Here is a 21,750-nt window from a genome sequence, read left to right as displayed (position 1 = left end):
GCCATGAAACCAGAAAAGCCCGCCATTCTAATCCTGGGGACCCGCGGCATACCCGCGGCCCATGGCGGCTTTGAAACCTTTGCCGAAAAACTGGCGCTGTTTCTTGTCGGGCGCGGCTGGAAGGTCGGCGTCTATTGCCAGGATGAGGTCGAGCGGATCGACCAGCGGGTGCGCAGCGAAACCTGGCGCGGCATCGAGCTCATTCACATCCAGGTCGCCTCCAAGGGACCGCGCGCGACCCTGGAATTCGACTGGCAATGCGCCCGCGATGCTGCCAGACGACAGGGCGTTTGCCTGGTGCTCGGCTATAATGGCGCGGTCTTCCTGACCTGGCTCAGGCTGAAGCGGCGCAAGATCTTCACCAACATGGACGGCATCGAGTGGCGTCGCCCCAAATGGGGGATGGCGGCGCGAACCTGGTTCTGGCTCAACGAATGGATCGGCGCTTGGGCCTCGCATCGGCTGGTCGCCGATCATCCCGCCATCGCCGATCACCTGGCGACGCGCCGGCCGCGCAGCGCCATCGCCACCATCGCCTATGGCGCCGATCCGGTGGCATCAGCGCCCGAGGCGCCGGTCCGGGCGCTCGGCCTCGAGCCCGGGCGTTATCTCATCTCGATCGCGCGCATCGAACCCGACAACAACATCCTGCCGATTGTCGAATCCTTTTGCTCCACCAAGCGCGACATGAAGCTGGTGGTGCTGGGAACGCTGTCCGACGACATCCCCTACCATGCCGCCATCCGCAAGGCGGCGAACGGCTCGGTGGTCCTGCCGGGCGCCATTTACGACCAGGCAACGGTGAAGGCCCTGCGCTTCCACGCCCGCGCCTATCTGCACGGCCACACGGTGGGCGGCACCAACCCGTCGCTGGTCGAGGCGCTGGCGGCCGGCAACATGGTGATCGCGCATGACAATCCCTACAACAGGTGGACCGCAGGGGCTGCGGCGATCTACTTCACCGACAAGAACAGTTGCGCCGAGCGGATGCAGCAGGCGCTGGACGATGATGCCCTGGTCAAGGCCTGCGGCGTTGCCGCGAGGGCGCGGGCCCGCGAAGCCTTTCGCTGGGACGATGTCCTGCTCGCCTATGAAAACGAGGCCTATCATCTGCTCGGCATGACCGCCGCCAAGACCACTGCGATGGATCACGCATCGCCAGGAACCGTATGATAGGCTGGTCGCGCCGGCGGGTGCTGCGGACCGCGCTGTCCACTGCAGCGGCTCTCGGCTCGCTCCCGGTCGCACCAATCGCTCGCGCCGCCGCCGGGACGCGGTTTCGGCGCGGCGTCAACGCCTGGCCCTGGTTCTCGCTGACGCGTGAATTTCCCGCACCCCGCACCGACTACGGCTGGCCGCCCTTCCAGTCGCAACGGCCGGTGCCGACCCCAGACGACCTGCGTCGGTTGCGCGAGACCGGGCTCGATTTCATCCGCTTGCCCGTCGATCCCGGCCCTTTCCTGGCCGCCGACGCCAAGACGCGCAGTCAGTTGCTGGACATGCTGGACGCCGCCGTCACCGCCACCCTCGACGCCGATCTTGGCATCATCGTCAACATCCAGGCCAACGCTGCCACCCATTACTGGAACCCCGACCGCATGGTCTCCAGCACCGCCGCACCCGCTTTCGATCTCTATCGCGGGCTGGTCGGCGAGCTTGCCGGCAGGCTGGCGCGGTTCCAGCCCGGCAGGGTGGCGCTCGAGCCGGTCAACGAACCGGCGCAGGCCTGCGCGTCGAACGTCTGGTTGCAAATCCAGCTCGCGCTTCTGACCGCGGCAAGGGCATCGGCAGCGACCCTGCCGTTGGTCGTCACCGGAGGCTGCGGCTCGATGGTGAGCGGACTGACCGCGCTCGATCCGGGCCCGCTGTCGCCCTTCGAGCCGATCCTGTTCACCTTCCACTTCTATGAGCCCTATCTGTTCAGCCATCAGGGCGCGCCCTGGATGCGCGAGCCGGTCTATCGGTCGCTCAACAATGTGCCGTGGCCGGCATCCGCCGGCTCGCTGCAACAGACGCTGGCATCGGTCAGGGCGCGCATGGCGCAGGACACCGAAACCCCTGAAGACGCCAAGCAAGCAGCCTATGCCGAGACCGAGCGTGTGCTGAAAGTCTATTTCGACGCCCAGCCCGACCGCTGGTTTGTCGACAAATATCTTCGCCAGGTCCGCGATTGGGCCGATGGCCATAGCCTTGCGCCGGAACGCATCATCATGGGCGAGTTCGGCGCGCTGCGCACCGACGCCCGCTATGTCGCCGCGCCCAATCCGGATCGCGGGCGCTACATCGCCGATGTGAGGCGGAGCGCCGAGGAACTCGGCTTCGCCTGGGCACTGTGGGATCTCTTCGATGGCATGGGCATGATGGACGACACCACCCGGGCGCTGGACCCCGATATCATCGCGGCGCTTGGCCTGACCATGCCGGCGGACTGACCGGCCTGAACGCTGCCCGCGCCGGCCGATAGAGCACCAATGCCAGCACCACGAACTTGGTCAGCAGCGTCGTCTTCGACGCGACGCTTTCCGAAGTGTTGATCAGGATAACCCAGCCCAGCATCGGCAGCCAGATGCCGGGATGGCAGCGGCGCGCCACCTCGAACAGGAACAGCACGAAGCCGAACGTCAGCAAAAGCGTGAAGAAGGCGCCCTGATAAAGGACCGTGCGGATGATCGGGTTCTCGATGCCCTGTTCGAGACCGTTGATGCGGCGCAGGCTGTCGATCAGGTCGACATCCGGTCCCACGATCAGATCGCGCAATTCCAGGTGCTTGAAGAGCTCGAACATCTCGACGCGGGCATTGGCGCTGCCGCTGTCCGACACGAAGCGCTCCAGCAGCGCGTCGAAAAAGCCCAGATATGCCGCCACGATGATGACGACCGGCAGCAGGGCGGCGAGCATGAAGCCGAGTGCCGCACCGAGGAGATTGACGCGGCCCTGGCGCAATTTGGTGATGCCCTGAAAAAGCAGGTAGCAGCCGCCGAGCACCACCGTCGTCACCATCGCCGTGCGGCCGCCGAAGGCGACGAGTGCCGCGCATTGCAAGCCGATCAACCCTATCCGCACAGGCATCGACAGGGATCTGGCACCGGAGAGCAGCGCAAGCACATAGATCGACGTCACCATGGCATTGGCAAGCGGATGCCCCTGCAGCGCGCTCGAGCGCAGATCGGTGGTAAACGCCACGCCGTCGAGGCGATAGGGGAAGATAAGCGTCTTGGTGGCGAACTCGAAAAGGGCAAGCAAGGCATTCGCCGTCATGACCACGTGGACGACGGTCTGCAGCCCGGCGAAGGTCCGCTCGTCGTCCTCGCTGAGCATCAGCACGAGAAGTGCCGCAGCCACGAACGTATCGATCATGCCGGCCATACCGGGCCGCTGCCTGGCGATGACAACGACCAGAAGCACGATCGATATGGCGGCCATCAGCGCGCTGGCCGGCCGCCTGTCAGCGAGATGGACGATATGGCCGACCGGATTGCCTGATGCGCAGGAGCGCCAGGCAAGCAGCAGGACGATGAGATAGGTGGACGGGTGGATCTTGGTCGCCGGGTTGCCGAACAGGCCATCATAATTGTAGCCGACCAGCCACAGCATGCCCCCCGAGATGCTGAACAGCACCGCCACCGCCGCGATCAATCCGAAGCGCGTCAGCGCATCGACCGAGGTGCCGGAGATGGGCGTGCCGGCGCGGGGTGCGGCAGCACCATGGTTCGAAGCGCTTGCGCTCCAACTGGCCGCCATATCAGGCGGCCTCGTCGACCAGCAAGGCGGCTGTCGGCAGGCGCCCCATGACGGAGACCGCCTGCGAAGTCGTCGTGACGTCGCGCATCGGGGTGGCGTTCAGCGTGGCGACGAGCACGATCTCGTCGGCCATGGCGACCAGCGGCGAGGCATTGAGATTGTCGGCCAGCGCGCCGCCGTCGATGACGACGAGCTCGAAGCTCCGGCTGGCCCGCGCCAGCATCTGCTGCGCAAAATAGATGCCATGCGCTTCCTGGAAGACCGCCTTTGAGCGGCCCCTGCCCAGCACGGCAACGTTGCTGCCGGCGGCGTAATGGCTGACGGCCTCGAACGCGTACTCGCCGCGCAGAACATCGAGGATCCCCGGCTGCGGATCCTTCTGGCCGCCGCCGCCAGCATTGGCATCGATAAACAGCACACGGCTGCCCCTGGATGCCGCGGCATTGGCCAGCAGCCGCGCCACCCGGCTGCGCTGCGCGCCCTCGCCCGGCGACGATGTCACCAAGATGGAAGGCACCAGCGGCCAGTCCGCCGGACGCTGGCCCGAACTGAACATGCGCCTGAGCGCAAGGCCGACGACGGCATCGGTCTTCTGGCTGGAGGCGGCGGCGCGCGCCCCGCCGAAAGGCCACCAGCGCCGGCCTGTGTCCGACTTTGCCGGCACCACGCCCAGCACCGGCGCGTCGATGGCCGACTGCATCTGGGCGCTGGAAAGCACCGTCGGCGAGGAATATTCGGCGATCAGCGCCAGACCGGTGCCGAGCCCAAGGCCGCCGAATATCGCGCCCAGCAACAGCAGCGGCAGAGGCGGCCAGCTCTTCTTCAAGGCGGGCATGGCGTTGGAGATGATGCGCGCATTGGTGCTGTCGACATTGATCTGCTCGCGCGTCTCCTGGGCGCGCTGGAGATAGTTCGAGTAGACGGAACGCAGCGCCTCGAGGTCGCGCTGCAATTCGCGCAGCCGCACCGAGGCCTGATCGGTGTCGAGCGACTTGCTCTTCATGCCGGCGACCTTGGCTTCCAGCGCCTGCTGGTTGGCCAGCGCCCGTTCGTAGTCGGTCTCGGTGGCGGTGGCGATGCGGCCAAGTTCGCGCGCGATCAGCTGGCGTGTGTCGCGCAGTTGCTGCTGGGCTGCGATCAGCGAGGGATGACGCGGCCCCAACTCCGTGCCGAGCTGCGAGACCTGGTCGACCAACGTCGCCTCCTGCGCCCGCAGGCTCGAGATCACCGCCGAGCGCATTGCTTCCGAAGTTGCGTCCGGCGTGCCGCTCTGCCGGCGCATCTGGTCGACCTGCGCCTTCAGCGCCGCGGTGCGGCTCTGCGCCGCCGCAAGCTGCGTGTTGATCTCGGTCAGTTCCTGGTCGCTGACCAGATTGCCTGCCGCCATCACCATGTTGTTGGCGGACTTGTAGGCTTCGACGGCGTTTTCGGCTTGCTGGACGCGCTTGCGCTGCTCGTCCAGCCGCGCGGTGATCGACTCGGAAGCGTCCTTGGCCATTTTCGCGCGCGCGCTCGCCTGGTCGACCAGGTAGGCCTGCGCGATGGCGTTGGCCAGGAGGGCGGCTTTGTCGGCGCTCTTGGCAGTGACGATGACGTCGAGGACCAGGACCTTGTCGGCCCGCTTCACCGCCAGGCGCCGGCGCAGCGCGTCGAGTGTCTGCACCGACCTGTCGCCTTCGGCTGATGCCGAACCGAGCAGGCGCGACAGCAAGCCCTGCCCATTGAATTCCGGATCCTGCGTCAGGTTTGTCGCCGCGATCGCCCGCATCAGCACGCCTGTCGACTGGACCACGCTGACCTGGCTCTCGACCTGCGTGATGCCGCCATCGGGTGAGATACGGCTGGGATTGACGTCGTTGGTGACCACCTGCAGGTCCTGCGGATCGATCAGGATTTCCGCCGCCGAGCTGTAGAGCGCCGGTGTGAATAGGCCGTAGAGCAGGGCGACCAGCGTCAGCAGTGCGACGGTGCCGAAGATCCAGAACCGGCGGCGCACCAGGATGCGCTTCAGATCGCCCAGTTCGACAGTGGAGGCTGCATATGATCCCGCGCGTGCCGGATCCGGGGAGTGTTGCTGAGGAACCATGGGCAGGGATGATTGCATGGCTGCCTCCGACAATACTCCATATGCCGGCAAGATCAGTTTGCGGCGCTAACCTAGCTATTCCTCCAACTGTTAAAACATTGTTAATTATGTTGAGAGGTGACGTGAATTTTGGCACGCGGTTTGCTTAAAAATATACATATCGAGGTGTTGGCTACGCAGCGAGCGGAGACGAATGCAAATGGGGTTACAATTTGACCGGACCGGTCTGGCCGGCAAGGCCGGGCACCGCCTTTTCGGACCTCCAACATGCAGATAAGCCTCCGCCTGGACGGCGACTGCGTCCGCGCCTTTCACGTCACGCTGCTGGAGCGCCTTGCCGCGCTCGAAGACGTCGAACTGTCCGTCGATGTCAGGCCGGCGGGCGGTGGCATTCCGCGCAGCGCCGCGGCCCTGTTTCAACTCGAAACGGCGATCCACGGACTGTCCCATGATGGACTGGCCAAGCGTGTGCCGCTTTCGGCGCTCGCGCCCTACCGGCAGTCCCCCGCTTCGCCTGACCTCGTCATCGACCTCTGCGGCGATGTCAGGCTGGAAAACACACGGATCTGGCGCGTCACCTATGACGGCGCCAGCGGCGAAGCGGCCTTGCTGGCCCTGATCCTCGCAGGTCGCACGCCGCTTGCCCGCATCGAGGAGAACGGCGTTGCGATCGCCGCCGGGCGTCTGGGCACCGAATATGGCGGCATCGCGCTGGCGTCCTTCCAGGATATGCTGGCGCGCACAGCAAGCCTGATCATAGCTGCCATGTCAGGCGCGGCAAAGTCCGTGCCTGATCTGCCCGAACCGGCGCAGGTGGGCGGCCCGCCGCCAATGCCCTCGGCGGGCAAGCTTGGGGTCAGGGCCGGCAAGGCGCTGGCGCGGCGGATCATCCAGAAGATCTATCACCTTTGCTACAACGCGCCGCACTGGAAGGTCGGCTGGCGGCAAACCGGGAGCCGCGATCTGTTCGAGCTGCGCGCGCATCCGGCGTCGGGTTGGCAAGAGTTGCCGGACGACGGCAGCCGCTTCTACGCCGATCCGTTCCCCATCCTCTACCAGGGCCAGCTGACCCTGTTCGTCGAGGACTATATCCATCGGCTCGGCAAAGCCATCATCTCCGCCGTTCCCTTCGGCCCGGCAGGCCCGCTCGGAAGGCCTGAACCGGTGTTGGAGCTGCCCTACCATCTCTCCTACCCCTTCGTCTTCGAGCGCGACGGCGAGGTCTGGATGGTGCCGGAAAGCTGCGCCAACGGCACGGTCGATCTCTACCGGGCCACAGCTTTTCCCGGCGGATGGGTCAAGGAGGCGACGCTTCTGTCCGGTGTCGTCGCCAGCGACGCCACGCTTGTCGAGCATGGCGGCGCCTGGTGGCTGTTCGCCACCGTCCGCGACGGCGGCGGCGCCTTCTCCGACGCGCTGCATCTGTGGTCGGCGCCGGATTTTCGCGGCCCCTGGACGCCGCACCCCAAAAATCCCGTGCTGATCGATATCGCCTCGGTGCGGCCGGCCGGCCGCATGGTCAGGCGCGGCAACGACCTGCTGCGCCCGGTCCAGGACTGCCGCAGGAGCTACGGCGCGGCGCTTGGCATCGCACGCATTTCTCACCTTGATTTGATCGGCATGGAGCAGGTCGTTGAAACCATCTTAAATCCAGGTGCGCTATGGAGTGGGCGTAAACTTCACACGCTCAACGAGGCTGGCGGCTTTGAGTTCATCGATGGCTCGGCGATCGCACCGCGCTGGAAGCAGCGGGCCCGCGATTAACCTAAACATTGGTTACTACCAAGCACGCGCGCCGGTTGCTTGCGGTTGATTTAGGTCCGGAAGATATTTTCTACCGGAGATTGTGAAACGCGCCGTTGCCATCAGAAAGAGCAGCAAAATGAGTATCTCAGAGGCTGGCCCGGCCCAAGTCGATGTGGCGATCGTCGGTGCCGGAATGGCCGGCACGACCTTGGCAATTCTGTTGGGACGAGCCGGCCGCAAGGTGGCGCTGATCGATCCGCACCGCGTCCACCACGAGGAATTCCGGGCCGAGAAGATCGGCATGGACCAGATGCTGCTGTTCGAAAAGCTCGGCCTCGATGCGACACTCAAGCGTCTCGTCACCTCCACGACCGACACGCATGTCTTTCGCCTCGGCCAGTTCTTCGCGCATGAGAAGAAGGCTGAATTCACATTCTCCTATGGCGCGCTGATCAATGGCCTGCGCGACGCCTTGCCTGCGCAAGTGCCGCTGACGGTCGGCAAGGTAACCGAAGTCTCGACTGGACCGGACCGGCAGCGGCTTGTGCTGGCCGACGGCACCGTCATCGATGCCCGCCTGCTGGTGGTGGCAACCGGTCACGGCGAGGCGGTGCGGCGCGCCGTCGGCGTCGAGCGTATCGAGCAATCGAAGGCGCATTCATTGTCGATGGGATTCGACCTCGCCATCTCGCCCAGCGATTTCGGTCATCAGTCCGTCACCTGCTACAGCAGGCGGGCCGCCGACCGTATCGCCTACATCAGCATCTTTCCCCTCGGCGACAAGATGCGGGCGAACATGTTCCTCTATCGCAATGTGGCCGAGCCGTGGACGCGGGCGTTCCGCCAGGAGCCGCAAAAGATGCTCTGCGAATTGATGCCCGAAATAGCCGTGCGATGCGGCAACTTCGAAGTCGCGAGTCCTGTCGAGGTCAGGCAGATCAGTCTGAGCACGACGCAAGGCCATCGCCGCGACGGGGTCATCTTCATCGGCGATGCTTTCTGTACCACGTGTCCGACGCCGGGCGTCGGCATCGGCCGCGTGATGACCGATGTCGATCAGCTCCATTCGGTTCACATTCCACGCTGGCTCGAAACTCCAGGCATGGCGGCTGACAAGATCAACGCCTTCTATGACGACCCGGTCAAGGTGGCTGCCGATGAGGATGGCATGCGGGTCAGTTACTATGCCAAGTCGATTACCGCCGACACCGGGCTGGAATGGCGCGTGCGGCGCCTGCGCAACAACACCGCGCGCCAGCTGATGATCATCGGCCGTAAGGTCCGGCATCTGGGACAACGGCGGGCACCCGTGGCCAATATGCGATAGGGCGCGACCAGTGGCGCCCTATCGCCGATATTGATTGCCCTTATAGGGCGAAGGCGTCAGTCGCCAACCGCTCAGGTTGCCGTCGGCGGAGGTGTCGATGGGGCAGTCTGGGCCGTGACACCCGAAAGCCTGTCGCGCTTCTGCAAGGTTGGTTTCTCGTATTTCTTCACTGTAAAGTGCCCTCCGAATTGATACGGCGCCAGCAGAACCAATTCCCTGCCCCATGTCAATTGTGCCATTACTGGTTCTTACGTCGTATCCACGCCATCGCGGTCAAACGATTCTTCACTGTTGCATTGCCGGCACATATCGGCTCCGACAGGTCACCTCATCCCAGCGCCAATCCCGCTCTCCTCGGCCGCGCGATGTTGTAAATCGTTTCATCCAAGGTATTTTGGCCATTGGGGAACAGAGGGAATAGTCATGTCCAACAGCGCCTTGCCGCTGGTCATCAGTGCGCCTGAACCACGCACGCTCGACCTGATCTTCACAGCCCGGCAGCTGGCGCGGCTCAAGGCGCACTATCGCATCGTCGAGACGACCGCTGACGGCGTCGCGAAACTGCCGGCCGACGTGCTGGCCGAGGCGCGCTATATCATCGGCCAGCCGCCCATATCGCCCGAAACGCTCGATCGGATGAAGACACTGCGCTGCGTCTTCAATGTCGAGACCAACCTCATCAACAATATGCCCTACGAGACGTTGTTCGCGCGCGGCATCCATGTCGTCACCACCGGCCTGGTGTTCGCCGAGCCGGTCGCGGAGCTTGGCCTTGCCATGGCACTCAATCTCGCCCGCGGCATCGTCGATGCCGACCTCGCCTTCCGCCAGGGACAGGAACTGTGGGGCGGCGACGGCAACCAGACGGCGCGGCTCTTGTCCGGCGCCGATGTCGGCATCATCGGTTTCGGCGATCTCGGCCGGGCGCTCAACCGGCTGCTGTCGGGCTTCCGCACCCGCACCAAAGTCTTCGATCCATGGCTGCCGCCATCGATCCTCATCGACAATGGCGTCGAGCCGGCCTCCCTCGACGAGGTGCTGTCGACCAGCGACTTCATCTTCGTCGTTGCCTCGGTGACCAGCGAGAACCAGGGTTTTCTCGGTGCCGACGCCTTTGCCGGCATGCGCAAGGGCGCTGCCTTCATCCTGCTCAGCCGCGCCGGCGTGGTGGACTTCCCGGCGCTGATGGCGGCGGTGAAGAGCGGCCACATCGTCGCCGCCAGCGACGTTTTTCCCGAAGAACCGCTGGCGCGGGACCATCCGGTGCGCGCCCTGCCCGGCTTCCTGCGCTCGGCTCACCGCGCCGGCGCGCTCGACATCGCCTTCAAGCGCATGGGCGATATGGTGCTGGAGGACATGGACCTGATCGACCGCGACCTGCCGCCGCTGCGCTCCAAACGCGCCGAGCGCGAGACGGTTTCGCGCATGCGTTCCAAGCCGGCCGACAGGAATTGAGGCGTGGATTTTCGTTCGGGTTGGCCGGCCCTCGACCAGGTCCGCTTGACAGGAGCGCGGCCGGCGATGACGCTGCCGCAATCGAACTTTGCGGAGGGAGGCCGTGACCATGAAGAAGATCTATGAAAAGCCGATGCTGCTCAAACGGCAGAAACTCTCCGCCGTGACGGCGCAGCAAGCCACTTCAGGAGTGACCGGTCCGATCGGCCCGACAGGCTGACGCCTCACGGTGTTCGATGAAGGTAGCATTGGACGCGCCCGCGGGTCGGCGGCGAGACGGCAGTCGCTCAAGGCGCAGCATCAGTGTTTATGGCTGCTCTTCGCTCTGCGGGCAACCGCTTCCATAAAAGAGCGGGCGGCAGCGTCACAGGCTGTTCTGGACGGTCCATTCGCGGACAGCACGACCTCCGCGGCCTTCCGCGACATGCCGTATTTCCGGGCGAAGACCGCAGCGTCGTAAGGTTCGTTTTCGGCCGGTGCCGCGGACGTGATCCTGGCCTTGGTCATTGGCGGGTCCGCCTGAAACTCTCAAGCAACTCGCCTTCATTGCGGCAGCCATTCTGGAACAGCGAAAACACCGTGGCTGCCAGAAGCTGCACGTCCGACTCCCCCGACATGCGATCAAATTTGCGCTCCAGGCAGACCCGATCGAAGACGCGCTGGCACAGTTGCAGATCGGAAGGATGGAGACCGGGATTGCGCTTACGAAGGCTCGACATAAGAAGCCCCTTTCGGAGCAGCGGCCACTTTTGATGCATGTCGTCCAAAAGTGACCTCGGCTTTGGGAGAACGACATGCATAAACAAAGACCCTAAAGCGCATCGCATAAATCGGATCAAACGCGATGCGCTTTAGACGCTGTGGGTCAAAAAATGAAATCGGGCTGAGCAAGAGTCAACATCGGCCTTCATCACAGTAACTATCGTACAATTCTCCCCCCGGTCCTCCCCCTTCTTCGAACGGTCCCCAGGCCCAGCGCGACATGGCGCTTTTCATTGGCCAGCGGATTTTATCGGCGTGATCCGGCGCTCTCATGAAATATGTCGGTTTTGTACCAAATGGCGTTTGGTACGTTTCCGACACTAACATTCAGGCCGATCTTTTCATATGCGAACAGGCGTTGGGGGGCGCCGTGCTTCGAATTTCATATCGCATTGATATCTTTCTGCGTTCAGAGCCCCTATACATAGGCCATCGTCCTCACGTTTTTACGGGCACGGACGGCTGGGAGATTGGATGGCTCTTGCCCTGCATTGGGCCACGCCATGTCTGATCCCAACAAAAACTCTGATCCCGACAAAAAACCCAATCCCGACGGGAACCATCCGTACCGAAACCAATTGCTGCGGCGCATGCCTGCGGATGATCTGGCGTTGCTCGAGCCGCACATGCAGCGCTGCGACTTGCCATTGCGCATGATGCTGGTGACCCCGAATGTTCCGATCGAGGCCGTCTACTTCATCGAACAGGGCATTGGTTCGGTGGTCGCCAGCACGGCAAGCGGCCAAGAGGCCGAAGTGGGCTTCATCGGCTTCGAAGGCATGACGGGATACTCCCTGGTGATGGGCGACGACCGTGCGCCGCATGCCTGTTTTGTCCAACTCGAAGGCGAAGCGATCCGCATCGAAGCCGGCGCTTTCAAGGCAGCTTTGGAGGCAAGTACGACCTTGCGCATGTTCCTGCTGCGCTTCGTCAACGCACTACAAACCCAGGCCGGCTGCACCGCGCTCGTCAACGCGCGGCTGAAGCTCGAGGAGCGGCTGGCGCGATGGTTGCTCATGTGCGACGACCGGGTGCCCGGCGAACATCTCGCCATCACCCACGAATTCCTGGCCATCATGCTTGGTGTCAGGCGGCCAGGCGTCACCGTCGCGCTTCAATTGCTCGAAGGCCGCGCGTTGATTCGCTCGAAACGGGGCGAGATCGTCATTCGCGACCGCGCCGGGCTGCTGGAACTCGCCAATGGCAGTTACGGCGAAGCCGAGGCCGAATATGCAAGGCTGATCGGCGAGATCGGCGCGGCCTGATCAGGAGCGGCTGCCGCCGGCATCCGGCTTGCCCGATGTCGCTTTGCCGGGCGGTGCCGCACCGCCTTTTATGGGCCCATCCCTGCCGATCGGCCCATCCCTGCCGATCGGCCCATCCCTGCCGATCGGCTCATCCTTGCCGATCGGCAAGCCGGCATGCTCCAGGCTTGCAAGCTTGCACTTCGTCTGCTCGGCCGCCGCTCCGACAAGGCAATCAATGGTGAACATGGCACCGGCGTGATCGCTTGCCGCGACCGCCTGGCGGATTTTCGTCAATTGCGCCTGCGTGTAGTCCAGAAGCTCGACCAGGTCGGTATGATCCAAACCGCCCTCCATTACAGGATGTCGAGAGGCCGATCCGAGGTCGCTCTTGCCACCGAAATACGCCCATTTACGCGGCTTGCATAGCCGGACTGTCAGAATCGTACAGCCTACGCTCTACGGGATCGTTGCCTATTGGCCAAAGGTCCATCTTCGCGCCAGCGCCACGGCATGCAAGTGTATATAAGCTATCGCTTGAATACTGGTCCGTACGTCTGTCGGGGAGATGTCGTGCCAATTCGCGAGAATCTCGCCGCCAATCTCAGGCGGCTGGTCCAGCGCCATGCTTCCGTCAGCGCGGTGTGCCGTGAGCTTGGCATCAATCGCACCCAGTTCGAGCGCTATCTGCAAGGCAAGGCGGTGCCCAACAAAACCACCGCCAGGCTGATCTGCGATTATTTCAAGATCGACGAAAACGAGCTGTATCGCGAGCCGGCTATTCCCGCAGCCAACGGCGACGGCAATGCATCGCTGCGCGAGGCACTGTACGAAAACATGGTGCGGCCGCCGTCGCCCGCCATCGCCGGCGGCACTTATTTCACCTATTTTTCGGTCCCCGGCCGCCCCGACCTTCTGATGCGCTCGGTCACCTTCCTGCGACGTGAGGCCGAGCTGGTCACCTTCAGGCGGGTGACGCGGTGGGCCCCGGGCGATGGCCAGGGTGGCGCCAGAATGCCCGGCAACCACTACGGCGTAGCGATCTCGCGCCTGAACTGGATCTATTTCACAGGCATCAACCGCCGCCAGACAAGCGAGCCCTCGATCATGACCGTACAGTGGGCTCCCATCTCCGAACCGGTTCTGGTCGGCAGGGCGATCGTCCTCACAGGATCGGGGCCGGCCTTTGTGCCGGTCATCATGCGGCAGGACGTCACCAGGGTCAGCATGAAGCGGGCGTTGCAGATGGCCCATATCGTCAGCCTCGACGACCCCAGCGTCGATCGACTGGTGGTCAGTCTCGCACGAGAGACCCGATAAACTCGCCTCCTACGGGAAAAATCGGGGAAAGTTTCAAGTTTTTCGGCTATATTTTTCCTCGTTTCGGCTTTTTTACGCAAAAAATGCCGGAACTTTCACCCAAACCTGTCGTTTTCCAATGGATCGTTGCTTCGACGATCCCAAAGCAATAGGAGAGTACCCATGAACATCAAGATGATCTGCTTGGGCGCCATGGCACTTTCGATGGTCGGCGGCGCGGCGTTTGCCAAAACGTCGGCTCTCGACGATCCAGCCAAGATGCAGCCCTTCTACACCGATAGCAGCATGAAGACGATGGTCAGCAACGACGACTTCGTGAAAGCCTGGAAGGCCCTTACGCCGGACGACCAGACCGCGATGATGAAGGCCTGCGAGGACGAGGCGAAGGACGCCACTGCGGCCAACAGCCATCCCGAATTCTGCAGCAGCGTGAAAGCGAACGGCGGCAGCAAGTAGCAGTCCAGCAACCCGAATGAGAAACAGCCCCGCGCGGGGCTGTTTTGCGTCTGCCGCAGGTGTGCAGACAAGCCAGCCACGCAAGGATCGGGCCCGGCCGGCACCCGGCCCATCTCCCCATTTCTGCCATGTTGCACTGCGATAATTTGTTGCATTGCGATATCGGCCTGCACCGCCGACATTGCACAGGGGCTGGGCTTGCACGAGGGAGCCGTCGTGGCAGCATCGTTCCGGCCGGACATACAAGGATTGCGCGCGCTCGCCGTCGGCGGCGTCGTCGCCTACCATTTCGGCCTCACCGCGCTCCCCGGCGGCTTTGCCGGCGTCGACATCTTCTTCGTCATCTCGGGCTGGCTGATATCGACCCATCTCATGCAGGAGATCGGCGAGACCGGCCGGCTCGACCTCTGGCGCTTCTATGCCAGGCGCGCGCGGCGGCTCCTGCCGGCAGCTTTGTTCGTCATCCTGGTCACGCTGGCCGCCGGCTACTTCATCCTGGCGCCGCAGGAGCAGGCGCTCTATTCGCGCGGCGCCATGTTTGCCTCCGCCTATGCCATCAATCTGTGGCTGCTGCGCTGGTCGTTCGACTATTTCGCCGCCGACGCCACCAGCAATCCCTTCATCCACTTCTGGTCGCTGTCGGTGGAGGAGCAGTTCTATCTGGCCTGGCCGGCGCTGCTTCTGCTGGCCGCCTGGCTGCGGCCGGGCCGGCGAACGGCCGCAGCCATGATCGGCGTGGTCGGCCTCGCCTCCTTCGCCGCCTGCCTGTGGCTGACCAGCGCGGCGCCGGCCTGGGCCTTCTATTTCTCGCCGCTGCGCGCCTGGGAGTTCGCTGCCGGCGGCCTGGCGACGCTGGTCCCCATGGCTTTGCTGCAGCACCGCATCTGGCTGCGGCCAGCCCTTGGCTGGCTCGGCCTGGCGCTGATTGCGACCGCCTATCGCCTGTTGAGCGAGGACCTGCCCTTCCCCGGCTGGTATGCACTGCTGCCGGTTGCCGGCACCGTGCTGGTGCTGCTGAGCGGCGGCTGCGGGGAACAGACCAACGGGCGGACCGACCGGCACGTCCTTGGCCCGGCCACCGCTTTGTCGCTGCCGCCCTTGCAATGGATCGGCACGCTCTCCTATTCGCTCTATCTCTGGCACTGGCCGGTCATCGTCTACGCCGGGATGCTGACGCCCGATCTTACGGTGCCGCAGCGGCTGGGCTGCGGCGTGCTGGCGCTGGCGCTGTCGGTGCTCACCTATCACCTCATCGAGAACCCGGCACGACGCGGCGCCTGGCTGACGGTGGGCGCTCGCGCGCTCGCACCCGCGCTGGCGCTGACCGGTGCCGGCGTGGCGGTCGCCTACGCCAATGCGCATCTGGCCACGCGCAACATCGGTCCCGAGCAGCGCGGCATCGAGCAGGCGGCCGAAAGACCTTCCATCGCGCGGGCCGTCGACAAGAACTGCCTGGCCGACTTCCAAACGGTGACGCCGAAACCCTGCACATTCGGCCCGGCCGATGCCACCCGCACCATCGTGCTGTTTGGCGATTCGCACGCCGACCACTGGTCGACGCCGCTGATCGAAGCAGCCAGGCGCAACGACACCAAGGTGGTCACCTACCTCAAATCATCGTGCCGCGCCTCGCGGCTCTCCACCTTCAACACGGTGCTGAAGCGCGACTACACCGAATGCGACGCCTGGCGCGAGCAGGCCATATCAGAGATCATCCGCCGCAAGCCGCGCCTGGTGGTGATCTCCGAATTTTCCATCGGCAATCTGACCCGCGATCTGCCCGCCGCCGAACGCACCGCCGAAGTGGCGCGCTGGCAGGCCGGCCTGCGCTCGACCTTGCAGGCCTTCAGCCGGGCCGGTGTCGAGACGGCAGTCATCCGCGACACGCCGATCAACGCCAGCTTCGCCGGCTCCTGCGTGGCGCGCACCCTGTGGTGGCGCGAGGCACCCTCGCCGCACTGCGACACGCCAAGGGCCGAAGCCGCCAACGACAGCACCGCCGCCACCGAGCGCGCCGTGGTGACCAGCGTGCCCGACACCCGCTACATCGACCTCACCAACCAATTCTGCGGCCCGACCTCCTGCCACGTCGTCATATCAGGCAAGCTGGCGTTTCGTGACAGGCACCATCTGGCGACGGGCTTTGCCGAGACACTGGCGGGGCCATTGGAGAGGGCCTTGTTTTAGGCGCCTGGGCATCTGCGCCCCGGTCTGTATTGTTCGTCACATCTTACGAATCTGTGGAACGAGGCTGCAACTCGGCAGTTATATATTAGCCTAACCTTGAAAAGGAGGCAGCTATGAAAAAGCTCCTGCTTGTTTCGGTTATCGCCATTGCTTCGGCGGCGGCGATGATCGCCCCCGCCGACGCCCGCAGCCGTATCAGTATCGGCATTGGCGGCTATGCAGACGACTATTACGGCGACGATTATTACAATGGTTACGACTATGGCGATCGCTACTATCGCCCTTATTACCAGTACGACGCCTATGACAACGGCTACAGGCCGCGCTATTACCACCGTCACCACCGTTGCCACATCGCACTGGTCAAGCATTGGCGCCATCACCACAGGATCGTCGAGGAAATCCGCGTCTGCCGATGATCTGATCCTGTGAAAAATGATCCGGCCGGCGCCGCCGGCCGGATATTTGCGCCGCTCACCCCACCCGCCTCCTCATCATCATCCCGTAATGCACTGCCAACAAATCCAGCCCCACCTTCAGCAGCTTCGTCACCACGTTCCGGCCCTCGCCGGTCTGCTCGGACAGGCGCTTGAGGGAACCGTCCGCGCAGCAGACTTGTCGTACCACGGCGGCCACCTCCCAATGGCCTAGCGCTCTTGTGGCGGCGGCATAGGCCCTGCCGGCGTCGAGAACGCTGTCGGCGATGCCGCCGCCCTCGCGGCCGCCGTCGATGCGCTCGGTCCAGCGCATCGGCTTGACATCAGCCTGCTGACTGCAGCGGAAATCCTCGCGGTAGCGCAGGCCTGCCTCGCGCTGCTGGCGCGACAGCGAAGTGATGCCGACGAGCGCATCGATGGCGCGCAGCCGCACGATGCCGCCGGTCGCGGCGTAGCCGTCATTCGACACTTCGTAGACACGCGCAGCCTCCAGCGTGCCCGCTGCCAGCCGCTTGCGGCCGAGGGCGTCATCCCTGAGCGCGAAATCATGGCCGATCTCGCGGCGTATGCGCACCTGCTCGGCCTCGCCCTTCGGCAATTTCGGCGCCTGCGGTTTTGCGGGTCTGGTCTTTTTGCTCATGGGAGGCTCCTGGTTGGGATGGTGGTGGGAGGCCGGCACGTGGCGATCCTTCGCGCGCCCTCGGCCCTGCCGGGCATCTTCCCACGCGGTGGCAGAGCGGAGCGGAGCGCTGCTCGGTTGGCCTTCAATGAACCGGAGGTCGTCGCCTCTTCGCCGCCGCGCCAGCATCCCTGTCGTCCGGCATCCAGGCTGATGGAACCGGCGCGAGCTTTCGACGTTATGTCGCGTCCATGCCAAGGGGAGGTTCGCCGATGACAGCCTTCATGCCGGTTACCGTGCGCTTTTGCGACAACAAAACCATGCTGGTCAGTTCGGTGGCCGGAGCCGCCGAGGCACTGCGCCACCAATGGCCCGACAAGACAGCGCCTGGCTATCTCGAGGCTTCCCGGCTGGTTACGCTCGCCGTGGACGGCATCTGCTGCCAGCGCATCGCGTTCGACGCCTTCACCAGGGCGGCCAAGCAGCAGAACATCCTGGTCGACAGGCCCAAAAGCCGCGCCCATGACTGGCTGGATGCGGTGGCTAGCCCGTGAGGAGCGGGCGCCGCCCGAAAAATTGATGCAACCGGCCCCCAGCGGGGCGCGTTTATGGGTGCGGTAGCTGGAGCCGCGCGCAAAGCGAAGGTGAACGCCGTGGGTACGATGAAAACCGGAGTGCCGCTCAAAGTGCGGGTGGAAGATGAGATCGAAGAGATCGACAGCGTCAGCGAAGCCGCCGATTTTCTCCAGCGCTGGCCGCTGGAGCGGCGTGGCCATGTCTACCGCAGCGCGTTGAACGCCTGCAGCGCGGCGATTGCCGCCCAGATTTCCGAAGCCGACGCCATGAAGGTGTTTACCGGCTTTGCCCGGGTGACCGGCATATTGGTCGGCGAGGGCAACCCGGCGGTAGCGATGGACGCAAGGAGCATGCAGAGCCGCACGCCCAAGCAAGGCGGGCAGATGCCGAAATAGGGCTTTGCTTCTTTCTCCCCGTTTACGGGGGTGAGGTGTGATCCGCGCAGCGGACGAAAAGCCAATTGCTTGGCTTTTCGAACAGCGAACGCCCGGCAGGGCAATGAGGGGCGGCGCCAGCGCTTCGGTAAGTGGCATCTGAATCGGATGCTTGAATTTCATGTCAGCTTCCATCCTGCCTCGTCAGCGCTGCCCCTCATTGCCCTGCCGGCACCTTCTCCCCGTGAACGGGGGAGAAGAGATCAAACCTCACCCCGTCGCAACAAATACGCGGCGCTGGAAGCGCGCCTGGTGGTAGGTACAATAGCTTTTCAGCGCCCCGGTGCGCATGCCGCAGCACAGCATGTCGGCGCCTGGGCGGCTGCCTGGCGCCCCCTCTTCGGCAATAGAAATGTCCGGATCCCCCTCCACCGTCAGATCCAGCGGCGCACGGCAGCGTGAAAACAGGCAATCGATGAAGCGCATCGCCACGCCATGCGGCTGCCGGCCGATGGCCGCGCGCGGCGGCGCCGGCGCCTCCAGGCGATAGGCCACGCCGTCGGCGATCAGCACGCCCACCTCGCGCACGAACGAATGCGCGCGCCTGGGCCGGGCCACTTCACGCGCATGGATGTCCTTGGCGGCAAGCACGCCCTCCATCTTGCCGACGACAGGCGTCGCTTTCGCCGACGCGCCACTCGCCCGCTTGCTTCCAGCGCGCTTGCCCACGGCCTGCCTGGATCGCGGCGGCGGCCCCTTGCCATTGGCAAAGCCGATCGCGCCGAGCATGGCGTTGCGGTGCACGATGCCGATGATGGCGTCGCGCGACACCGGACTGCCGCGCAACGCGCTGAACGCGACTGCAATCCTGGAGGCTGAGAACCCATCCTTCAGCCAGCGGGCGATCTCGTGCAATTCCGCGTCGCTATAGCTTGCCATATCCAGCTCCATCCAAAGTTCGGCCGCGCGCCGTCGGGCAGCGTCAAGGTTCGACCCGGTCGCCAGGCCGCAGTCAGGTTGTTTTTCAAGAGCCGGCTCTCAGCCGGCCAGCCTCAGCCGGCTTGGGCCGATTTCCCGCCGGCAAGGTGCAGAAGCCGCGCTTCGGCCGTGTTTCTGTCCAGGGCGGAAACCGCCCTGCCCGTCAGCCTGTCGAACAGGATGACGGTGCCGTCCTCGGTGCGGATGCAGGATCGGCCTGCCGCAAAAACAGAGCCGGCGCCATGCCGGCCGAATTGGGGGCCGAAGCCGCTGGGAGCGGCGGCTCCGGCCGTTCCGGTCGCCGGAGACAGGCGGACCGGACCCGAGGCTCGTGCGGTCAGGCACTGGGCCTCGGGCTTCATCCGGGCCGGGGAGGAGGACGGCCGGGATGAAAGGGAATGGGCGGTTATGACCGCCGGGCGCGCCTCGCGTGAGGCCGGCGACTCGGCGCCATCAAAGCTGGACAGGTTTTGCATGACCGGATATAAGCATAACTCGAAAATAGATGCAAGCCATTCTTTCATAGACGAGAGCGGCTTTCATCCCTCACATGGGCGCCATGGCAAAAACGGAACTGTCGATCAAGGTCGGAGCGGCGATCCGCAAGGCGCGCAAGCAGCGCGGCCTGGTCATGCGCCACATCGCCGAACACAACGACACCGATGTCGCCGCCGTCGGCAACTGGGAAACCGGCCGCAATCTGCCCAAGACCGAGAACCTGCTGAAGACCGCCGCCTTCCTGCGCGTCGACCCGGTTGCGCTGGGCCAGGGGCAGGTCGTGTTTCTCGACGATGCCGGACCGGTTGCCGATGCGGAGATCGTCACCGATGCAGGTCCGCTACCCGCCAGCTCGATGGACATCGAGGTGCTGGGCGCGGCCGTCGGTGGCGACGATGGCGATTTCACCTTCAACGGCGAGCCGGCGGGTTACGTCCAGCGCCCGCCGGGCGTGCGCAACCTGCCGAAGGTGTTCGCCCTGCACGTGCTCTCGGATTCCATGGTGCCGCGTTACGAGCCCGGCGACCTGATCTATTGCGGCGGCCGCGACGCCGTACCGGGCGACCATGTGGTGATCGAGACCTTCCCGGAGGAAAACGAGCGCAACGGCAAGGCCTTCATCAAAAAGCTGGTCAAGCGCACGGCGGGCGAGCTGGTCGTCGAGCAGTACAACCCGCCGAAGACGTTGACCTTCAACCGCTACGCCATCAAACATGTCTGGCGCGTGATTCCGCTGAAGGAATTGCTGGGGTATTGAGCAAGGGATGCTCTTCCTTCTCCCCCTGCGGGAGAAGGAAGAACCAGCGCTGGCACCCTCCCACTCAAGCCCGCCGCGATCCCTCCAGCGGCACATCCCTGTCGCTCAGCATCCGCGCTTCGCTGCGCACGCGCTGGCGCTCGTCGACAAACGCCGCCTGGATCGAAATCGCCGTCCCCGGCAGTCCGTCGGCGCGGCAGGCCGAACAGACGATACGGCCCGACAGAGCGGACAGCGGCGTATTCCCCGTCACCCCGAACCGCTTCAGCTGATCGGGTCGCCACCACCTGTTGCGGCCACAATCGGCGCACTCGACCGAGATCGAGGCGACATGCGCGATCGTTGGTTCCTTGCCCGGCAATGCCATCGCCCCTGCCTCGTCTTTGTTCCTGATTTGTTCGCATATTCCTGTGTTTTACGCCGGGAGTCGAGTCGCAGTTTTCAAACTTTCCCAGAAGTTTTTCTTCTAGCGTAATTTGAGTTATGCTTTCATAAATGTATGAAAATGTGAGTCGGGTACGAACCTGCCCACTGCATCAGACCCGGGAGCGATAATGGACGCTTTTGCCGCCGATTTTGCCCGTTCCTGCGGCTACGCCGGCGACAGCCTGGCCTTGCTTGAAGCCTTCGAAGCAATCCGTCGCAGCGGCATCGCCCACGCCCGTCAGGATCACGTCAGGCGCAAGGCGGTGATCGACGAGTTGAAACCGTCGGAGGCGCTGTTCCTGGCCGCTATCGGTCCGGCACTCTCGGCGCAGGAGGTAATCGAGGACGCCGCCCGCTTCATAGCCTGCTGGCGCAACATACCGCGCTGGCGCCAGGAGCGGCGCCTGCCCGACCTGATCAGGGCCAAGCAGCAGCGCCTGGTGGCGCGCTATTTCCGCCGCCATGGCCACAGGCTCTGGGCAAGGGAAGCGGTGTGAGGACTGGACCAGCCATTTGCGGGTTCCATCAGCCATTTTTTCTTTCTAGACTGCGCAGGGGTGGCTGACCGTTCGACGTGCATAGTTTGGAATGTTCAAGACTGCCCGCTCAAAATTTCAAACCTGGATAACGGCCGGCGCGGGAACCATCGCCGCCCTGCTCGTCGCCGGCCTGATGGGCGCGTTCGGCGCCCTGCCCGCCCACGCCCCGCCGCAATTGCCGCCCGATGCCGCCATCGATGCCGGGCGCTGGCGGGGCCCTCC

General features: G+C 64.2%; 23 protein-coding genes. 15 read left to right on the top strand and 8 right to left on the bottom strand.

Annotated features, from left to right (window positions below):
* Positions 1 to 3 precede the first annotated feature (3 nt).
* Positions 4 to 1,173 carry a DUF1972 domain-containing protein gene (locus EOC83_RS30575; protein ID WP_027160834.1) on the top strand — a complete coding sequence of 390 codons (1,170 nt, stop codon included), beginning with the start codon at positions 4 to 6 and terminating at the stop codon, positions 1,171 to 1,173.
* Positions 1,170 to 2,432, top strand: a complete 1,263-nt coding sequence (locus EOC83_RS30570) for a cellulase family glycosylhydrolase (RefSeq protein WP_013530606.1) — start codon at positions 1,170 to 1,172, stop codon at positions 2,430 to 2,432. Before EOC83_RS30575 ends, EOC83_RS30570 begins: the two co-directional genes overlap by 4 nt.
* On the opposite strand, the gene EOC83_RS30565 is transcribed toward EOC83_RS30570, so the two are convergent.
* A complete protein-coding gene (locus tag EOC83_RS30565) occupies positions 2,395 to 3,741 on the bottom strand; it encodes a VpsF family polysaccharide biosynthesis protein (RefSeq protein WP_013530605.1) in 1,347 nt (448 codons plus the stop codon). The two genes, EOC83_RS30570 and EOC83_RS30565, sit on opposite strands and share 38 nt — an antisense overlap.
* Position 3,742: 1 nt before the next feature.
* On the bottom strand, positions 3,743 to 5,845 hold the full coding sequence (locus EOC83_RS30560) for an exopolysaccharide transport family protein (RefSeq protein ID WP_063168635.1): 2,103 nt from the start codon (positions 5,843 to 5,845) through the stop codon (positions 3,743 to 3,745).
* Between the two features lie 249 nt (positions 5,846 to 6,094).
* Between EOC83_RS30560 and EOC83_RS30555 the strand changes: the two genes are divergently transcribed.
* From EOC83_RS30555 to EOC83_RS30540, 4 genes are all read left to right on the top strand, one after another.
* Positions 6,095 to 7,591, top strand: a complete 1,497-nt coding sequence (locus EOC83_RS30555) for a hypothetical protein (RefSeq protein ID WP_063168636.1) — start codon at positions 6,095 to 6,097, stop codon at positions 7,589 to 7,591.
* 118 nt (positions 7,592 to 7,709) lie between these two features.
* Positions 7,710 to 8,900: an NAD(P)/FAD-dependent oxidoreductase gene (locus EOC83_RS30550; RefSeq protein WP_013530602.1), complete on the top strand. Its 1,191-nt coding sequence runs from the start codon at positions 7,710 to 7,712 to the stop codon at positions 8,898 to 8,900.
* Between the two features lie 423 nt (positions 8,901 to 9,323).
* The gene (locus EOC83_RS30545; RefSeq protein ID WP_063168637.1) at positions 9,324 to 10,355 is read left to right on the top strand and encodes a hydroxyacid dehydrogenase; all 1,032 of its coding nucleotides are present in this window, start codon (positions 9,324 to 9,326) and stop codon (positions 10,353 to 10,355) included.
* 109 nt (positions 10,356 to 10,464) lie between these two features.
* Positions 10,465 to 10,575: a hypothetical protein gene (locus EOC83_RS30540; RefSeq protein WP_082826510.1), complete on the top strand. Its 111-nt coding sequence runs from the start codon at positions 10,465 to 10,467 to the stop codon at positions 10,573 to 10,575.
* A 283-nt stretch (positions 10,576 to 10,858) separates the two neighbouring features.
* Here the strand turns inward: EOC83_RS30540 and EOC83_RS30530 are convergent, their stop codons facing one another.
* On the bottom strand, positions 10,859 to 11,122 hold the full coding sequence (locus EOC83_RS30530) for a hypothetical protein (RefSeq protein WP_013530598.1): 264 nt from the start codon (positions 11,120 to 11,122) through the stop codon (positions 10,859 to 10,861).
* Between the two features lie 585 nt (positions 11,123 to 11,707).
* Here EOC83_RS30530 and EOC83_RS30525 point away from each other — a divergent pair.
* The gene (locus EOC83_RS30525) at positions 11,708 to 12,382 is read left to right on the top strand and encodes a Crp/Fnr family transcriptional regulator (RefSeq protein ID WP_164746004.1); all 675 of its coding nucleotides are present in this window, start codon (positions 11,708 to 11,710) and stop codon (positions 12,380 to 12,382) included.
* Here EOC83_RS30525 and EOC83_RS30520 read toward each other — a convergent pair whose 3' ends face one another.
* The gene (locus EOC83_RS30520) at positions 12,383 to 12,706 is read right to left on the bottom strand and encodes a hypothetical protein (protein WP_082826689.1); all 324 of its coding nucleotides are present in this window, start codon (positions 12,704 to 12,706) and stop codon (positions 12,383 to 12,385) included.
* Between the two features lie 228 nt (positions 12,707 to 12,934).
* Between EOC83_RS30520 and EOC83_RS30515 the strand changes: the two genes are divergently transcribed.
* The 4 genes from EOC83_RS30515 to EOC83_RS30500 all read left to right on the top strand — a co-directional run bounded on the left by EOC83_RS30515 (position 12,935) and on the right by EOC83_RS30500 (position 16,743).
* A complete protein-coding gene (locus EOC83_RS30515) occupies positions 12,935 to 13,681 on the top strand; it encodes a helix-turn-helix transcriptional regulator (RefSeq protein WP_063168640.1) in 747 nt (248 codons plus the stop codon).
* A 162-nt stretch (positions 13,682 to 13,843) separates the two neighbouring features.
* Complete coding sequence (locus EOC83_RS30510) at positions 13,844 to 14,137, top strand: hypothetical protein (RefSeq protein ID WP_013530594.1); 294 nt, start codon at positions 13,844 to 13,846, stop codon at positions 14,135 to 14,137.
* 216 nt (positions 14,138 to 14,353) lie between these two features.
* Positions 14,354 to 16,324, top strand: coding sequence for an acyltransferase family protein (locus EOC83_RS30505; RefSeq protein WP_063168641.1), 1,971 nt, complete (start codon positions 14,354 to 14,356; stop codon positions 16,322 to 16,324).
* A 113-nt stretch (positions 16,325 to 16,437) separates the two neighbouring features.
* The gene (locus EOC83_RS30500) at positions 16,438 to 16,743 is read left to right on the top strand and encodes a hypothetical protein (protein ID WP_027160843.1); all 306 of its coding nucleotides are present in this window, start codon (positions 16,438 to 16,440) and stop codon (positions 16,741 to 16,743) included.
* 55 nt (positions 16,744 to 16,798) lie between these two features.
* Here the strand turns inward: EOC83_RS30500 and EOC83_RS30495 are convergent, their stop codons facing one another.
* The gene (locus tag EOC83_RS30495) at positions 16,799 to 17,401 is read right to left on the bottom strand and encodes a DUF6456 domain-containing protein (protein WP_063168642.1); all 603 of its coding nucleotides are present in this window, start codon (positions 17,399 to 17,401) and stop codon (positions 16,799 to 16,801) included.
* 251 nt (positions 17,402 to 17,652) lie between these two features.
* On the opposite strand from EOC83_RS30495, the gene EOC83_RS30490 reads away from it, so the two are divergent.
* A complete protein-coding gene (locus EOC83_RS30490) occupies positions 17,653 to 17,934 on the top strand; it encodes a DUF982 domain-containing protein (protein WP_013530587.1) in 282 nt (93 codons plus the stop codon).
* Between the two features lie 108 nt (positions 17,935 to 18,042).
* Positions 18,043 to 18,351 (top strand): DUF982 domain-containing protein, encoded by a 309-nt coding sequence (locus tag EOC83_RS30485; RefSeq protein WP_063170292.1) that lies wholly within the window; start codon positions 18,043 to 18,045, stop codon positions 18,349 to 18,351.
* 249 nt (positions 18,352 to 18,600) lie between these two features.
* On the opposite strand, the gene EOC83_RS30480 is transcribed toward EOC83_RS30485, so the two are convergent.
* Together EOC83_RS30480 and EOC83_RS30475 are read right to left on the bottom strand one after the other, a co-directional pair.
* On the bottom strand, positions 18,601 to 19,269 hold the full coding sequence (locus EOC83_RS30480; RefSeq protein ID WP_063170293.1) for a GcrA cell cycle regulator: 669 nt from the start codon (positions 19,267 to 19,269) through the stop codon (positions 18,601 to 18,603).
* Between the two features lie 113 nt (positions 19,270 to 19,382).
* Positions 19,383 to 19,670 carry a hypothetical protein gene (locus EOC83_RS30475; RefSeq protein WP_244514322.1) on the bottom strand — a complete coding sequence of 96 codons (288 nt, stop codon included), beginning with the start codon at positions 19,668 to 19,670 and terminating at the stop codon, positions 19,383 to 19,385.
* A gap of 188 nt (positions 19,671 to 19,858) precedes the next feature.
* On the opposite strand from EOC83_RS30475, the gene EOC83_RS30470 reads away from it, so the two are divergent.
* The gene (locus EOC83_RS30470) at positions 19,859 to 20,563 is read left to right on the top strand and encodes a helix-turn-helix transcriptional regulator (RefSeq protein ID WP_013530583.1); all 705 of its coding nucleotides are present in this window, start codon (positions 19,859 to 19,861) and stop codon (positions 20,561 to 20,563) included.
* A gap of 64 nt (positions 20,564 to 20,627) precedes the next feature.
* Here the strand turns inward: EOC83_RS30470 and EOC83_RS30465 are convergent, their stop codons facing one another.
* Positions 20,628 to 20,930 (bottom strand): hypothetical protein, encoded by a 303-nt coding sequence (locus tag EOC83_RS30465; protein WP_024501757.1) that lies wholly within the window; start codon positions 20,928 to 20,930, stop codon positions 20,628 to 20,630.
* 187 nt (positions 20,931 to 21,117) lie between these two features.
* On the opposite strand from EOC83_RS30465, the gene EOC83_RS30460 reads away from it, so the two are divergent.
* Positions 21,118 to 21,486 (top strand): hypothetical protein, encoded by a 369-nt coding sequence (locus EOC83_RS30460; RefSeq protein ID WP_027160847.1) that lies wholly within the window; start codon positions 21,118 to 21,120, stop codon positions 21,484 to 21,486.
* The last annotated feature ends 264 nt before the right edge of the window (positions 21,487 to 21,750 follow it).

It is taken from the genome of Mesorhizobium sp. Primo-A (genome assembly GCF_003997175.1).
Lineage (GTDB): Bacteria > Pseudomonadota > Alphaproteobacteria > Rhizobiales > Rhizobiaceae > Mesorhizobium > Mesorhizobium ciceri.
The sequence above is the reverse complement of the archived record's forward strand: the minus strand, read 5'-3'. Positions and strand labels throughout refer to the sequence as shown.